The 17,259-nt window shown below is 37.6% G+C and carries 12 protein-coding genes and 1 pseudogene; 12 read left to right on the forward strand and 1 reads right to left on the reverse strand.

The window, feature by feature from the left end; all coding sequences use genetic code 11:
* Positions 1 to 5: 5 nt before the first annotated feature.
* From ACQKN2_RS00200 to ACQKN2_RS00215, 4 genes are all read left to right on the forward strand, one after another.
* On the forward strand, positions 6 to 758 hold the full coding sequence (locus ACQKN2_RS00200) for an IclR family transcriptional regulator (protein WP_427413119.1): 753 nt from the start codon (positions 6 to 8) through the stop codon (positions 756 to 758).
* 23 nt (positions 759 to 781) lie between these two features.
* Positions 782 to 2,356, forward strand: a complete 1,575-nt coding sequence (locus ACQKN2_RS00205) for an OPT/YSL family transporter (protein WP_427413120.1) — start codon at positions 782 to 784, stop codon at positions 2,354 to 2,356.
* Positions 2,357 to 2,372: 16 nt separating this feature from the next.
* Complete coding sequence (locus ACQKN2_RS00210; protein WP_427413121.1) at positions 2,373 to 3,416, forward strand: DUF917 family protein; 1,044 nt, start codon at positions 2,373 to 2,375, stop codon at positions 3,414 to 3,416.
* Positions 3,417 to 4,193: 777 nt separating this feature from the next.
* Complete coding sequence (locus tag ACQKN2_RS00215) at positions 4,194 to 4,808, forward strand: HD domain-containing protein (RefSeq protein WP_427413122.1); 615 nt, start codon at positions 4,194 to 4,196, stop codon at positions 4,806 to 4,808.
* A 186-nt stretch (positions 4,809 to 4,994) separates the two neighbouring features.
* Here the strand turns inward: ACQKN2_RS00215 and ACQKN2_RS00220 are convergent, their stop codons facing one another.
* A complete protein-coding gene (locus tag ACQKN2_RS00220) occupies positions 4,995 to 6,392 on the reverse strand; it encodes a pyridoxal phosphate-dependent decarboxylase family protein (RefSeq protein WP_427413123.1) in 1,398 nt (465 codons plus the stop codon).
* A 108-nt stretch (positions 6,393 to 6,500) separates the two neighbouring features.
* Between ACQKN2_RS00220 and ACQKN2_RS00225 the strand changes: the two genes are divergently transcribed.
* The 8 genes and pseudogenes from ACQKN2_RS00225 (at position 6,501) to ACQKN2_RS00260 (ending at position 17,259) form a co-directional block, all read left to right on the forward strand.
* A complete protein-coding gene (locus tag ACQKN2_RS00225) occupies positions 6,501 to 7,955 on the forward strand; it encodes a PLP-dependent aminotransferase family protein (RefSeq protein ID WP_427413124.1) in 1,455 nt (484 codons plus the stop codon).
* A 352-nt stretch (positions 7,956 to 8,307) separates the two neighbouring features.
* Positions 8,308 to 9,729, forward strand: coding sequence for an anion permease (locus ACQKN2_RS00230; protein WP_427413125.1), 1,422 nt, complete (start codon positions 8,308 to 8,310; stop codon positions 9,727 to 9,729).
* Between the two features lie 243 nt (positions 9,730 to 9,972).
* Complete coding sequence (locus ACQKN2_RS00235; RefSeq protein ID WP_427413126.1) at positions 9,973 to 11,859, forward strand: ABC-F family ATP-binding cassette domain-containing protein; 1,887 nt, start codon at positions 9,973 to 9,975, stop codon at positions 11,857 to 11,859.
* An 11-nt stretch (positions 11,860 to 11,870) separates the two neighbouring features.
* Complete coding sequence (locus tag ACQKN2_RS00240) at positions 11,871 to 12,995, forward strand: conserved virulence factor C family protein (RefSeq protein ID WP_427413127.1); 1,125 nt, start codon at positions 11,871 to 11,873, stop codon at positions 12,993 to 12,995.
* 66 nt (positions 12,996 to 13,061) lie between these two features.
* Positions 13,062 to 13,133, forward strand: a pseudogene (locus ACQKN2_RS00245) (transposase-like zinc-binding domain-containing protein); the annotation flags it as partial.
* Positions 13,134 to 13,321: 188 nt separating this feature from the next.
* Positions 13,322 to 14,230 carry a hypothetical protein gene (locus ACQKN2_RS00250; RefSeq protein WP_427413128.1) on the forward strand — a complete coding sequence of 303 codons (909 nt, stop codon included), beginning with the start codon at positions 13,322 to 13,324 and terminating at the stop codon, positions 14,228 to 14,230.
* 711 nt (positions 14,231 to 14,941) lie between these two features.
* On the forward strand, positions 14,942 to 16,174 hold the full coding sequence (locus ACQKN2_RS00255; RefSeq protein WP_427413129.1) for a M20 family metallopeptidase: 1,233 nt from the start codon (positions 14,942 to 14,944) through the stop codon (positions 16,172 to 16,174).
* Complete coding sequence (locus tag ACQKN2_RS00260) at positions 16,171 to 17,259, forward strand: tartrate dehydrogenase (RefSeq protein ID WP_427413130.1); 1,089 nt, start codon at positions 16,171 to 16,173, stop codon at positions 17,257 to 17,259. The genes ACQKN2_RS00255 and ACQKN2_RS00260 overlap by 4 nt, the downstream gene beginning before the upstream one ends.

A 17,259-nucleotide genomic window follows, 5' to 3' on the forward strand; every position in this document is an offset into this window, starting at 1 on the left:
TATAAATGACTGTTAAGACATTAAAAAACTCATTGGATATACTTGAATGCTTCGCAACTACAGAAAACGCATTAGGTGTACGTGAAATTTCACGTATGACAAAATTGCACACAAGTGTTGTGCAAAGAACAATCAATACATTTACAGAAGCAGGCTATTTATTACAGGATGACGCTACAAAAAAATATAAATTAGGTTATAAAATGTTTATATTTCATGATGCGCTCGCCAATACTAGTGACCCACATTTTACAATCTATGAATTGATGCAGAGTCTTGCAAGTGAAATCAATGAATCAGTATTTCTAACTTATATGGATAAAGAGTATGGTGTCACAACAAAAATTGCTGAAAGTAATAAGAATATAAAGTATGCAGTGTCATTAGGTACAAAAACACCACTTTATATCGGGGCTTCATGTAAAGTTATGTTTGCCTATTTGGACAAAGAAAGACAGCTTGAATTATTAGCGTATTTTAATGAAGAGCAGTCTGAAGTGGAACATGAAAAGCTCCTTAACAATTTTCAAGAAGAGCTACAAATCATACGACAAAATAATTGGTGTGTCACTGTAGGGGAGTACAACGAACATGCTTTTGGTATAAGTGTACCATTATTCAATCATAAGAAAAAAATCATGGCATCTCTAACGATTTCTGGATTAGTATATGACTTTGACGATCAAAGGGAGAAATACATGCTTGAACAGTTAGTGAAAATTGCTCATCAAATTCAATCTCACATCTCTAAACTATAACAAACAATAGGGGAGCTGACACTATGAATAATAAAGTATTACATCCGCGGGCCTTAGAGCCCGTAACTCTACTAATGATAGTCTTAACATCTGTAGTTGGTGCAATTATTGGGATACAACTGATTACTACTTTAGGGATTTCAGCGAATACATCGATTGTTGGTGCAATATTTGCCATGATTCTCGGCAGAATTCCTATTGGAAAATTGATAGCTTTTAAATCAGTGCATAGACAAAACATTATTCAAACAGCGATATCATCAGCTACTTTTAGTGCAGCAAGTAGTTTAATGTTGCCAATTGGTATTCCATATGTTTTAGGCTATGAAAACTTAGTATTACCATTGTTCATCGGTGTTATTTTAGCGATGTTTGTGGATGCTTTATTATTATATAAATTTTTTGATACAAAGATTTTCCCAGCAACAGGCACTTGGCCACCAGGGATTGCAACAGCTGAAGCAATTAAAGCTGGAGATAAAGGTGGTAATAATGCAAAGGTTCTACTCGGTGGTGTTTTAGTTGGTATTGTAGGAGCTGTACTTAAAATTCCAATGTCAGCCTTTGGGGTAGCGTTTATCGGGAATATTTGGGCGCTTACAATGTTTGGAATTGGTCTTTTACTTAGAGGCTATTCTGTTCAACTATTTAATGTGGATTTAAACGAATATTATATTCCACATGGCATGATGATTGGCGCTGGAATTGTGGCGCTATTCCAAGTAGGCTTTACTTTATTAAATAAGGAATCTATCAAAGAGTCAGAAAATTTCGTGTATTCTAAAGGTTCCATGGAAATTAGACAAGGCTTTGGTGCAGGGTTTATTGCTTATTTATTGATTGCGGTATTAATCGCACTTTTGGGTGGATTGATGTCACAAATGTCTGTTGGTATGTTGATAGGCTTCATCATTTTCGCAGCGATTGCTGCATTTGTACATGAATTAATTGTTGGTATTGCTGCCATGCATGCAGGTTGGTTCCCAGCATTTGCAGTAGCGTTTATAACGCTTATTGTCGGCGTTTTAATTGGTTTCCCACCTCCTGCACTTGCTTTATTAGCCGGATATAGCGCTGCAACAGGTGTTGCCTTTGCGGATATGGGCTATGATTTGAAAACAGGTTTTATTTTACGTGGAAATGGTAGTGATCCCGCTTTAGAAAAAGAAGGTCGTAAACAGCAAATGATCGCTGGTATTTTAGCCTTCTCTATTTCTGCCATTGTTGTTTTACTGTCTTATCAATCTTATTTTGCACAAGGTTTAGTGGCACCTGTAAATCATGTGTATGCTGCTACAATTCAATCTGGTGTAACAGGTGAGGTGGCTAAACAATTATTGATTTGGGCTATTCCGGGTGCATTGATACAACTAATCGGCGGTGCAAAAAGACAAATGGGTATCCTATTTGCAACGGGTTTATTACTGATCAATCCTATTGCTGGATGGGCTGTTTTAGTCGGTATTTTACTTCGAACTATTTTCACGTATGTGACGAAAGGCAAGAGAGAATCTGAAATGACTATATTTGCAGCAGGTGTGATTGCAGGAGATGCTTTATATAGTTTCTTCTCTTCTATTTTAAAAATAGGAAAATAGAAAGGAGTAATTGATAATGGTAAAAACTCTATCTTACGAGGATGGTATTGCTGCTGTCTATGGGGGTGCAATTCTAGGAGGCGGTGGTGGTGGTCTCCTAGAGGAAGGGTTAAAACTTGTTGAGGAAATTTTCGCTACAGGTACACCTCAGTTAATCGATATAACAGACTTAGAGGATGAAGATTTTGTCGCTTGTGTTGCGATGGTCGGAGCTCCCTCAGCTGCCGATCAATATATTTCATGCGAACAGCTTAGTTGGAGCTATCGAAGTATGAATACGTATATGGATGACCGTTTAAAAGGTATTATTACAAACGAGAATGGTGCCATTACAACGATTAATGGCTGGTTGCAATCCGTTTTATTGAATGTACCAGTTGTGGATGCACCTTGTAATGGGCGAGCTCATCCAACTGGTATCATGGGTTCATTGAATCTACATGAACAGAAAGACTATAAATCCGTGCAATTTTATGCAGGTGGAAAAAATGATTTTGCAATTCAAGGCTTTATAGAGGGTGATTTGCAAAATACTGCAAAAGCCGTTCGCAATGCTTCTATTTTAGCTGGTGGGATGGTAGGGGTTACTCGAAACCCTGTAACCATTGGCTATTTAAAAGAAAATGGAGCACCTCATGCTATTTCCGCTGCGATTGGGCTCGGCTATAGCTTTCTAAATGGACAAACAATCGAGGGAAAATTAGAAAATGTTATTCGTCAGTTGAATGGTATGCACATCGTTTCTGGAATCGTGACGGACTATTCGCTAATAAAGGAAAATGGCTTTGACATTGGAAAATTAAAAGTTGGGGATTTTCACTTAACTTTCTGGAACGAGTATATGACTTTAGCTAAAGAAGGTAATATCCAATCTCAATTTCCAGACCTCATCATGACTTTTGATACGGAAAAAATGATTCCAGTACCGAGCGCTAGCATTAAAGAAGGAATGCAGGTTGCTGTTATTTTAGTCGATCAAAGTAATCTAAAATTAAGTACAACGATGAAAAATGAGGCTCTGTTACAGGAGATTTATGAGGTTGTTAAAGCTGTTCTATAAATGGGTTAATAAAAAATTGAAAATAAACAATAAAAGCTGCCATCATCTACAATAAATAAGATGGGCAGCTTTTACTTTTTCTTCAGCGGGTTGGTATTACTTAACATCACTATCGTTCCTACTTCCTTCATAACGTATTACTTCGCTTACGGCTTAAATGAAATACGGAAAAATTGTTGCCTAAAAAAGAATTCTCTAGTTTTGTTAGCACGACTCTGATAATTTGACTTTTCGCAAAATGTTGGCAAGAATTCAGTATGCTATTTGCTATTAATGGGAGGAGTTACGTTCACACATACACAAAGGTATGAATACAAGAAGGTAACGTCAATTAATGATACAAATATCACACGCTTGCGACATATGGTCAAAGCCTTCTAGGTCGTGACAACAAGCTAACTGTTTGTTCACTTATTTCGTCATGTACATTCACTATGCGGGTTGAAACAAAGAATTTCTAAGGGAAAAATGTTCACTTTTATTTGTTTTCTTAGATGATTGACTTTCACTATACGCACGTCATCTTTCAACACAATATTTAATTGTAAGCCCGCTGAAGTTGTTAAATCTGTCAAAACATAGTTCTTGTACACCACTGAAATTGTGAGCTACAGAACAAAATTAGATGTTCTGTACATTTATCTTATAATATTCTGAAAAGTTTGTCAATTGAAATGGATTTACAAATTTTTTTTTGTTAAGCCTAGAGGATACTTAATTGCCAACTATTCGAAACAATACAGTATAATAATAATATGAAGGGACTGAACTAAGATTATGAACAATTTAATGGACAAAGTACGGGGAATATACGAACAATTTGATGCTAGTCATGATTTTCAACATATTGAACGTGTTTATCAAAATGCGTTAGCGATATTACAAACAGAGTCAGAAGCGGATGCAGAAGTTGTGAAAATTGCTGTGCTCTTGCATGATGTAAGTGATAAAAAGTATACCGATAGCAAAGAGCAAGAAAATAAGCTGATTGCCGAGCTACCTTTAAGTGAAGAAAAAAAGCAACATATTCGGGATTGCATCGAACAAGTATCGTTTAATGGTGGCAATGAAATAGAAGCAACTTCTATCGAAGCAAAAATAGCACGAGATGCAGATCGTTTAGATGCGATTGGAGCAATCGGTATTGCACGTACGTTTGCTTTTGGTGGGGCTAAGGGTCGAAAGCTTTATGATAAAGAAGAGAATGCACGTATGGATATGACAGAGGACGAGTATCGTAGTAAAAATACATCCTCAGTTACTCATTTCTATGAGAAGCTATTATTGCTAAAGGATTTAATGATTACAGAGAAGGGCAAACAAATGGCTGAAGAACGCCATCAATTTATGGTACAGTTTTTAGAGCAATTACAAAATGAAATAGGTGAGTAATTACTTACGCTATTAAAAATTAATCCGTTGTCTATTTCAATAGACAACGGATTTTTAGGTATGAATAATGTTGAATCTTTTACTTCGGAAGGAGAATGAATTTTCATCCAAAGTAAAAGTGATTACTAGCTCTCGTCATGCTTCGAAATGTCTGTGGATCAAAAAGCTCCATACGTATTCACTAAGCTATGATTGGAAGTCTTGTACAGTTGTTATTAATGCTTCCCATATAATAGCTATATCTTTTTCTTCTGTACGCCAATTGCTAAAGGCGGCACGGATTGCAGGAACTCCATTATAAATAGTTGGTGTCATAAAGACATTTCCTTGACGATTTAAAGCAGAAAGAAAATGATTGTTCATTTCAGTCGTAATGGATTCATTATTTAAAGAAAAACACACGACATTTAATCTTACTGGAGAAAGAAGCTTAAAGTATTTACTATCGTCTATTTTTTGCCCAAGCTGTTTAGCTAGCTTTACATTTTGCTCAATAAGATGTTGGTATCCCTTTTTTCCATATGCTTTTAACGTAAACCATGCAGGTAGGGCACGGAATCGTCGAGAGTTTTCAGGTGTCAAATCACAAAAATCTGGATTTTCAATAGAACTTCCAAGATAAGCGGCATTATTTTGAAATACTGCTACCTGTAGCTGTTGATGACGAGTAAATTGCATGGCAGAGTCGTAGGGAACATTTAGCCATTTATGTGCATCAATCGTAATTGAGTCAGCATAGTTCATTCCTTCTACTAATTCTCTATATAGTGGAGAACAAGCAGCAAAACCACCAAATGCAGCATCGACATGTAACCAGAAGTTGTATTGAGTTTTTAGTTTTCCAATAGCAACTAAATCATCAAAATCTACAGTATTAACCGTCCCAGCATTCGCTACGACAATACACGGTTGATTTTTATGATGTTCAAGAAATTCCTGTAATTTAGTTATATCAATAGCTTCACGATTTTCTCTACAAGGTATTTGATGAATAGATTTTCTACCTATACCAAGCATAGCAGTTGCTTTGAAAATACTTGAATGTGGTGTACTACTCACGATTTTAATCTGTGGAATATCGTATAAACCATCAATAGAAGTGCTTTTTCCATAGTGATGTGCAATCCATTCTCTTGCTTGAGCAAGACCTACGAAATTAGCCATTGTGGCCCCACTTACGAAGGTACCACTATAGTCATTACTTAACAAAAATAATTCTTTTAACATGTTAATCGTTTCTAATTCAATGTATCCAGCGATCGAATCTTTCGAAGTTGATAGGTTTTGATCATAAATACTAACTAACCAATCTCCTATGATGGATGCAGGGGTAGCACCGCCAGTAACAAATCCTAAATATCTTGAACCAACACTACCGCTTAAGCCTTTCGAATAATTTTGAGTGAAAAACTCAAGGGCTGCATTGGCCCCACTTCCTATTTCGGGAAGTTCATTTTTTGTTAAATCATAGGAATGAATAGATACAGATCTATCTTCGAGTCCATTAAAAAAATTAGTAGCATGCTGTACGACTTCATTTAATATACTGTCAAAAATTTCTTGATCATGTTTCATTATGTTCATACTTGATCAATCTCCTTGTCATATCATTTGTTCTTGTTCCTCACGCTTATTACACTATATAGTGATATATATAACAGTCAAACAAAGGGTATAACAGTAGGAGGACCTATGAAAATAAAACTGAATCGTCAATCAGATCAATCTCTAATTCATCAGATTTCGAACATTTTATCGGAAAAGATACGAGCAGGCTTAGTAGAGGAAGGTAGTCAATTGCCATCAATCCGGAACTTTTCAAAAGAAAATCAAGTAAGTCTTGTGACAGTTAGTAAAGCTTATGCATTGTTGGAGAAAAATGGCTATATTCAATTGAAGCATGGGAAGGGCGCTTTTGTTAGAGAGAGAAAACAGAGAACAAGTACTAAAAGTAAGAACGATTATAATTGGCAACTAGCTATCCCAGATTATATTCATCGCTCTCAATATATGTTGAATGTTGGAATTGAAAATTCGATTAAATTATCTAGTGCTACAATTCATCCAGGACTATTACCGTCAACATACTTATCGAAAGAAATTTTTCAGGTTTTACAGGAAGATCCACAAATTGTAGCTCGCTATGGCCCTGTCCAAGGAGATTATGCAGTTCGAGAGGCAATAAAAAACTATGTACAACAACATTGTCAAATTCAAACAAACCCCCAAGAGATCATCATTACAAATGGTGTTCAGCAAGGAATTGATTTAGTTGCGAGAACATTCATTGGTCCAGGAGACATTGTAATTATGGAAGCTCCTACATATACAGCGGCAATTGATGTTTTTAGAAATCGGGGAGCACATATTATTCCTGTTCCTATGGATGAAGAAGGTATGCAGACCGATATTTTAGCTTCATTGTGTTTAACAAAAAAACCAAAGCTTGTTTATACAAATCCTACATTCCATAATCCAACAGGCACTGTTTTAAGCGAAACTAGAAGAAACGAGTTATTAGAACTCGCTCAACACAATAGTTTCCTTATTATTGAGGATGATTCATGGAATGAAATTTATTTTGAGGATAATCCACCACCACCAACTATTAAATCTTTAGACATGAATGGACATGTTATCTATTTAAAAGGTTTTAGTAAAGCTTTAGCACCTAGTTGTAGAATTGGTGCAATTATATCGAACGGGACAGTTCACCAACGGCTATTATCGGCAAAATCTAGTGCTGATTTGGGGAGCCCACTTTTAACACAAAAGGCGCTTATTCCTTTTTTAACTTCAAATAGAATGAACACACATTTAGAAAAGTTACGTATTGCTCTTGAAGTAAGAAGAGATCAAACGATTAAGTTGTTGGAAAAGTATGCTCCTGAAGGAGTTACTTGGGTAATACCTAAAGGAGGTTTAAATATTTGGGTGTCTTTGCCTAGCGATAAAAATGCAGATGAAGTACTTTTCAAAGCACAGCAATCCAACATTTCTTTTTTACCAAGCTCTGCATGTTATCCGGGAGAACCTCAATATAATCATATGAGAATTAGTTATTCCTATCCAGATCATCAAGAACTTGAATGGGGCATAATTGAACTTTGTAAGATTATTACATTGTATTTGCATGACATAAAGTGAGGTTGATTTCACTTTTTTAACTATCTGAAATGTGTCGGATTGGTTCAAACCGATAAGCTAATTTAAACGTTATTCGTATCTTTTTAGTAATCTTGCGCATGCTAACCTCAATAACTATGATGCTTCAAAAGTTTTTGAAACGAAGAAATTAACATAAAAAACGGATATTTACAATTAAAGATGAATTTTTTTTGAATAATGAGCCAAAATTCTTTTCGTCCGTCACGTAAAGTGTATATAATTACTTATGCTTTTTCGACAATGGGGATCTTGAATTTGGTCTATAATTCAATCGTGGGAGAAATCGCCTGTTAAATTACATTGGGGTAACTGTCAAAGGAGCATCAACATCATGAAAGAAGCAAAAAGCACAGTCAAATGGATTCCTTTCTTCATTTCCCTTGCTGTTGGCGTGGCTATCTGGTTTTGTCCAGTACCTTCAGGAGTAGAGGAAAAAGCGTGGCATCTGTTTGCTATTTTTGTTGCGACAATTATAGGATTTATAACGAAACCGTTGCCAATGGGAGCGATATCCTTTATTGCTATGGCTATGATTGCCATAACTAATACATTAACTATTGAAGAGACTTTAAGCGGTTTTGGCAATTCAACGATTTGGCTAATTGTTATTGCCTTCTTTATTTCTCGTGGATTTATTAAAACGGGACTAGGAGAACGAATTGCCTATGTATTTGTTCGTCTTTTTGGGAAAAAAACGTTGAGTCTGTCTTATTCTTTATTAGCAAGTGACCTAATATTAGCACCTGCTATTCCTAGTAATACAGCTCGTGCTGGTGGTGTCATATTCCCAATCATCCAGTCATTATCCCATACTTTCGGATCTAAACCAGAAGACGGGACAGAGCGTAAGATGGGGGCCTTTCTTTTGAAGGTAGGCTTTCAAGGGAATTTAATAACGTCGGCCATGTTTATGACAGCCATGGCAGCGAATCCTTTAATTGTTAAGCTAGCAAGTGATTCAGCTGGAGTAACGATTACTTGGTTTGGTTGGGCAATGGCCATGATTGTCCCTGGTCTAACAGCTTTAATCGTTGTTCCTTATGTTATTTATAAAATTTATCCGCCTGAAATCAAGGAAACACCAGAGGCAGCAGCTATCGCGAAAAAGAAGCTGGATGAATTTGGTCCACTAAAAAGTTCTGAAAAACGAATGATCGTAGTATTTGTTGCTGTGTTGTCGTTATGGATTGGTGGAGACTACTTAGGGATTAGTGCCACTACAGCAGCTCTTATTGGTCTTTCATTGCTTTTATTGTTAGATGTATTGACATGGGCAGATATTAAGAAGGAAGAAGGCGCATGGGATACACTAATTTGGTTTGCAACGCTATTTATGATGGCATCTTTTATGAACAAACTAGGGTTGATTCCGTGGTTTAGTAATGAAGTGGGTGGACTTGTATCTGGGTATAGTTGGATATGGGCTGTGTTAATATTAGCATTAGTCTACTTCTATTCTCATTATTTCTTTGCGAGTTCGACTGCTCATATTAGTGCGATGTATGCAGCGTTTTTATCTGTTATGCTGCAAGCGGGAGCACCAGCAATGTTGGCGGCTATATTATTAGCGGCATTTAGCAATTTATTTGGCGCCACTACTCATTATGGTTCTGGTCCAGCACCGGTCTTCTTCGGTGCAGGCTATATTGATCAAAAAAAATGGTGGACAGTTGGTTTTGTAGTTTCCGTTGTAACAATCCTGATTTTTGTTATAGTAGGAGGATTATGGTGGAAGCTTCTTAATTATTGGTGAAATAATTAGCTTCTGTATCCGGATAGAAATATTTCTATCCGGATATTTTTTTTGAGATTTTTAACCCTTCTTCATTTTGCAGGTAATGGAGGAGGTATTTTTTTAGATGGGTAAGAAGAGTTTGTTGTCCTTTGTTTACCTGTCATTTGGTGTTATGATAAAAATGGATATCAATAATAAACTATATATTAAAAAGTAGTATGGCATTAAACAACACCTAAATGAAAGAGATGGACAAGTGTAATGAGTCATTTAATTGTACAAAATTTAACGAAAACAGTGGGCGATAAAACGCTCTTTCAAAATATTGGATTTACGATTTATGAGGGGGAGCGAGCTGGGTTAATTGGTATTAATGGTACTGGTAAATCCACATTGCTTTCTATTTTAGCAAATGAAATCGAAGCGGATTCAATAGAAGTTGACCGCCCAAATAAATATCGTGTTGCTTATTTACCACAGGAACCTACTTTTAACAGTGGCGAAACTGTGTTACAGGCAGTGTTTGCAGGGGATTCACCTATTTTAAAACTGAATCGTGAATATGAGGAAACGGTTGCTGCACTTGCATTAAATCCGACTTCAGAAAGTTTACAAAAAACGTTATTTAGCTTGCAACATCGTATGGATGAGGAGCAGGCATGGGATGTCAATGCACTTGCTAAGACAGCACTTACGAAGCTTGGAATTGAAATGTTTGATAAAGAAGTATTAACACTGTCAGGCGGTCAGCAAAAGCGCGTTGCTTTAGCTAAAGTTTTAATAGAGCCGGCAGATCTTTATTTATTGGACGAGCCTACCAACCATTTAGATGTGCAGGCAACAGAGTGGCTGCAGGAAATGGTGTTACGATTAAAGGGAGCAGTTATATTTATTACCCATGATCGTTATTTCTTAGATGAGCTGTCTACGCATATTTATGAGCTGGCTGATCAAACATTATATCGACATACAGGGAATTATGGGGATTATTTAGAAGCTCGTGCTATTCGTGAGGAAATGAATGCAGCCTCTGCACAAAAAGATCGCAACCGCTATCGCTCAGAATTAAAATGGATTCGTCGTGGTGCGAAAGCGCGTTCTACGAAGCAAAAGGCACGTATTCAGCGCTTTGAGCACTTAGAGGAGAACTTGGAACGTAAATCTGAGGATGTTTCTCTTGATCTTGGCCTAGCAACAACACGTCTCGGTCGGAAGGTATTAGAGGCTGAAAATATTTCAAAGGCATTTGGCCAACAAAAAATTCTTGAAAACTTTTCATTTTTACTACAGCAGGGCGATCGTATTGGTATTATCGGAGCGAATGGTGTAGGAAAATCAACATTATTGAACATGCTAGCAGGAGAGCTGTCACCTGATGTTGGTGAAATTCTTGTTGGTTCGACAGTGAAGTTAGCGCATTTCAAACAAACTCTACCAAAGATGAATGAAAATGAGCGCATGATTGAATATATCCGAGAAGCTTCAAATGATATAACAGATGCAGAGGGTGTACGCTATTCGGCTGCTCAAATGCTGGAGCGTTTCTTATTCCCACTTAATGCACACGGTACACCTATCGGTAAATTATCGGGTGGTGAGCGTAAACGTCTGCATTTATTACGATTATTAATGGAGCAACCAAACGTACTGTTACTAGATGAGCCTACAAATGATTTAGATATTGAAACATTAGGTGTGCTTGAGGATTTCATTGAGCATTTCCCTGGAGTCGTTATAACGATATCCCACGATCGCTTTTTCTTAGATCGAATCGCGAAGAAGCTGTGGATTTTAGATGGTCTTGGTCATGTTGAAGAGATGCTTGATATTTACAGTGAATATTTACTAAAGCGTGAACAGGAAGCAACTGTAAAAGTAGAAGCACCGAAAGTCGAAAAACCAAAGACCGAAAAGCCTAAATCGGACAAGAAAAAATTATCCTTTAAAGAGCAAAAAGAATGGGAAACTATGGCTGATGACATAGAAAAGACAGAAACAGCGATAATGGCGACAGAAGAAGGTATTGCCAATGCTGGGGCAGATTTTACAAAGCTTCAGGAATTAACGGCGAAGCTGGATGAGCTGAATGCACAATATGAGCATCTAATTGAAAGATGGTCGTATTTAGATGAAATCGTAAACGGATAAGGAGCGATAACATGAAGATTATTACAATTGAACCGACACCAAGCCCTAATTCTATGAAGATTATCGTTGATACAGAGTTACCTTTTGGCAAAAGCTATAATTTTAAAAAGGATAATAAAGATGAAGCAACTGGTGAAGCAGCTGCGATTTTAGCCATTGAAGGTGTGAAGGGCGTTTATCATGTAGCAGATTTCTTCGCTGTAGAGCGTAACGCAAAGTATGCATGGGAAGGTATTTTAGCAAGCATCCGTCAAGTGTTAGGTGAAGATGTACAGGAAGTAAACAATGAACAAGTTGCCAATGAATTTTATGGTGAAGTGTACGTTCATGTACAGTTTTATAAGCAAGTACCACTTCAAGTGAAGGTATTTGATAACCAACGTGAGCACCGAGTAAGCTGTGGTGAGCGCTTTGTGGAAGCTTTCAATAAAATTAGTGAGACAGCAGTTGATGAAAATTATATTTTCCAACGTAAGTGGATTGACTATGGTGTACGTTATGGAGAGCTTGAAGAAATTGCAGAAGCCGTAAAACAAGAAATCGATGTGACATATTCTGAGGAACGTATAGCAGAGATTGCCGTAATGATTAATGATTCTGAGAAAACAATTGAGAAGCCAGCTAAGCTAAAAATCACTGTTGAACAGTTTAAGCAACCAGAATGGGAAAAACGTTTCCAACTGCTTGATCAAATGGCAGATCCAGAGCTAGATGATTTACCACTTTTAGATTTAGCGTTACAAGATGAGCAAATGTCTATCCGTCGACTTGCAACAGTTTATTTAGGCATGATTGAAGATGTGGCAGTTGTTCCATATTTGGAAAAGGCAATACAGGACAAAAGTGCAGCGGTACGTCGAACTGCAGGAGATTGTATGAGTGACCTAGGCCTCGTAGAATTTGAAGACGCGATGCAGCAAGCATTACAGGATAAAAACAAACTTGTTCGTTGGCGTGCAGCTATGTACTTATATGAAGTCGGTACTGAAAAGTCATTAGGTGCATTAAAGGCTGCTGAAGAAGATAAAGAGTTTGAAGTGAAGCTACAAGTAAAAATGGCGATTGCCCGCATTGAACAGGGTGAAGAGGCAAAAGGTTCTGTTTGGAAGCAAATGACAGAATCTCGCCAGCAATAAAACGAAAAAACCAGCATCTATTTGAGCTATTCAAAATAGATGCTGGTTTTTTTATATTTCTTTTCACTAGGTTGTTTTCATTGTGGATGTACTGCCGTAAAACGTAATGGTAAATATCGTTCTAGACAAAGATATTTGTTTCATACATTGAAATCTAACAAGTTAATTTTAAAGTGGAACAGGAGAACAGGAATATAGGAGAGCGGGGGCATATTCTATATCGGTACCTTTGAAGTTTAAGCAATAAGAGCACAGTGCATAATAAATAGTAGCAAGTAACAAATGACCAATAAAAAAAGATTATAGTTTTTAAGGAGGGAAGATAAGTGCAGTTGAAATACGATTTCGTAGACTTGCCTTTAAATGAAATTAGAGTAGGCGATACAGGAAGAACACTATTCGATTATTGTCTTAACCGTAGCCATATATTTGCCTTAGCAATGAATGAAGTCTTTGGATATGACATCATTGCAATTTGGCGCCCAATAATACAACACAACAGAGTTTTGCAGATGAAACTATTAAAGGTATATTTAGAAACATCTTATTTAGGCAAACCATACTTGTTCGATCCATCAGGCAATACCCAAACATCTGAAGTACTTAAATATGAAGGGGCCATTACAGAGCTTATCACCCCCCAACAGTTTAGAGATCAAATGAAAGATTTGACTAAAACGTATTCTGAGGGAGATTTCGATGAAACTAATTTCGACAACTCATTCGCTCAAGAACTTGAAGAAATAAAACAATTCATACTAGAAAACCCGAGTCGATACGTCCCCATCTTTAGTTATATTGAGAATGCACTTACAGAAAGTGGTTGGGAGCAAGTAGAGAGAAGCTTATATCATCCGGATAAAGAAGAACCATTCCACCGAGCTGTTACCGGGTGCAGATTTTCTGCCACTCGTTCAGTTGGTCAATTCCAACATACAATCGTAATCGATGTATTAAAAGACGGGGGAGTTATATACCACATTGAGACCGGTGATAATCACCGTATCTTCCAGACTGGTGTTTGCTCTATGGAACAATTCATCCTTGTTCTAAAGGAATACGTCGATATTAAATATCCTATCAGATCACAAGTGATGATATCTGCCTTAAAGATAACGGGCGAAGTAATCCATACTACTGTTAATAACAACTACAAACCACTATATTTAGTTGATTTTCTAGGCGGTAAACATTGGCTAGAAAATGATGATTTAATGGCCATATCCACTAACTAATCTCTAGTAGATTAGAGTATTTTCTCTACACAGACTCTTTAACGTTTGACACAAAGTATATTAATAAGGCGCATCCTGTTCATAACAGGATACGCCTTCTCTTATTGAACTAACTTGCAGCGTTAGTTGAATAGCAACAATCTTTTCGAAAACAGCCTTTCACTAAATCCTCAAATGTCGTAGCTCTAACATTATGTGTCCAGTCTTACGTCTGCTCGTATCCACCTGTAGTTAAGTAATCTCTAACCTAGTTTACTTTATCGATGTTTTTAATTTGGCCCCTGACCCTGGAGCGAGCCACGTGAGCGAAGCGGGAGGGGAACGAAGGCTAAAAGCATCACGTCCTGTGATAACGCCTTCGTGACCAACATCCTGTTGCCCCGACGCCCCCAGGAAGCTTTGCTCTGTGCGAAAGCGAAGCGTCAGCGGCAAAGCGCCCAATCGGAACGGAAATCAACCCCACGTTATGGTAATGATCAGATTTTTTTATTGTAGTATATCTATTCTAAGTAAGAAGAGCCTCTCATAAGTCTTTTTCTATCAAAAAATAATATAAATTAGAAAGTTTTGTTGTTTTCTAGCATGTTGCTACTAAACAAAAGGTTAATAGCATTCTATATATTATTAACAAATTGTCTAATACTTGTTTAATAGGATAATGATAGAATTATTTAAATTCGGAATATTCTATAAATTTAGGAGGGCGTTTGAATGACAATAACTAGTTTAAAGACAACAGAATCTTATTTACGGGACCGCGAAGCAGTTATTGAGCTTACACAAAAGCTAGTACGCATAGAAAGTGTTTACCGAGAAGATGATCCAAATGGCAATGAACAAGAAGTCGCGAATTATGTCGCTCAATATTTACGTGATTTAGGGATTGAAACACATGTTGAGGAGGTTGTACCAGGCAGACCGAATGTCATTGGTATTATTGATTCGGGTAAGCCAGGAAAAACACTCCTCTTTGAAGGACACACAGATGTCGTTACTGAAGGAAATCGTGAAGCATGGACGTACGACCCTTTCGGTGCAGAAATTATTGATGGTCGAATGTATGGCCGAGGTACAAATGATACAAAAGGAAATCTTTCGTGTATGATTACAGCTTGTCAGTCGTTGTTACTGGATCAGGAGGAATTTACAGGCAAGATTATTTTATGTATTCCTTGTGATGAAGAAGGGCTAATGCTTGGTATTAAACATTTTATAAAAAATGGCTGGGCAGATGATGTGGATGGAGCAATTATATGTGAACCAGAGGAAAACAATGTTTGTATCGCACAGCGTGGGGCAATACGTTTGAAAGTGGATATTTTTGGTAAAATGGCGCACGGTGCGATTTCTTGGAGTGGCATTAATCCGAACTGGCGCATGGCACGTTTTATCGTAGAGCTTGAAAAATTGGAAAAAGAAGAGCAAGCACGTTTAGGACGTGATCCGATGCTTAATTGGCCATCTATTACACCAACGATTTTACGAGCACCTGTAAAAGGCGATGCGCAAATTAATGTCATTCCTGATCACTGTATGACGACACTTGATATTCGTACAGTTCCTGCACAGGATCATGAGGAACTTCTCGGTAAAATTGAGGCAATTATTAAACGTCTGCAAGCAGATGATCCGGATTTTAAAGTTGAGCTAACAGTGCTTGATAACCGCCCTGCAACAGCAACAGCGCAGGAGGATCCTGTTGTACAAGCCATTTATGAGGCAGTCGCTGAGGTAACGGAAAAAGAGCCGAAATATAACGGTGTTCCAGGGGCTACGGATGGAACGTTCCTTCATGTGCACGGAGTACCCATTGTTACCGTTGGAGCGGGTGATCGTGATATGCCTCATCAAATTGACGAATATGTCGATATTGAAGAATTAGCAGAAACAACAGCCATTTACCGTTTAGCAGCATTAAAGTTTTTAGCAGGTGATGTACAATGACTCATACAAAAATTGCGGTTATTCCAGGGGATGGCATAGGGAAAGAAGTTATGGAGGAAGCATTAAAGGTAATGAATTCTTTGCAGGAACAAGATTTGTCTTTACAAATAGAAACAACCATTTTTCCTTGGAGCTCAGATTATTACCTCAAGCACGGTCGAATGATGCCAAGTAATGCATTAGATATATTAAAAGAATTTGATGCGATATTATTCGGGGCTATTGGAGATGCTCGTGTTCCTGATGACGTTACCGTATGGGAATTAATTATGCCGATACGAAAAAGTTTTCAGCAATATGTTAATTTCCGTCCGATTAAATCACTACCCGGCATAGCCTCACCGCTTGCTAACGGAAGGGATATTGATTTTGTGATCTTCCGTGAAAATGCAGAGGGGGAATATTCCGATAGTGGTGGGCGAATTTATCATCACCAGTCACAAGAAATGACGATTCAAAATACGATTATGACACGTATCGGTATTGAAAAAATTGTCCAAGCCGCCTGTGATTATGCCTATAAAAATGGCAAAACAAAAATTACGAGCGCGACAAAATCGAATGCTATTATTCACTCAATGAAACTTTGGGATGAGCATGCTAGAAGAATTGTTGCACAAAGTTCACCAGCACTAGAGCTAGAATCTATCTATATCGACGCTTTAGTAGCTTATTTCGTGGAACGCCCGCAAGATTTTCAGGTTGTTGTGGCCTCCAATTTATTCGGGGACATTTTATCAGATTTAGGATCAGCCATTGTTGGTGGTCTTGGGTTGTCACCGTCAGCTAATATAAATCCGGAAAAGGAATTCCCCTCAATGTTTGAGCCAGTGCATGGGTCAGCACCAAATATTGCAGGAAAGGGCATAGCAAACCCAGTCGCACAAATTTGGTCACTTGCTTTGTTACTTGGACATATTGGGAGACCAGATATAGAACAGATAATTGTGAGTGCGATTGAGAAGGTGCTTCGAGAAGGTGTTGTGAAAACCGCAGATATTGGTGGACAGGCGACAACAGCACAAATGGGTGATGCGATTTGTCAGGAGATTATCAAAATGAATTTAGCTGCAAGGGGTGTATAG

Source organism: Lysinibacillus sp. NPDC093688, from assembly GCF_050280145.1.
Taxonomy (GTDB): domain Bacteria; phylum Bacillota; class Bacilli; order Bacillales_A; family Planococcaceae; genus Lysinibacillus; species Lysinibacillus xylanilyticus_B.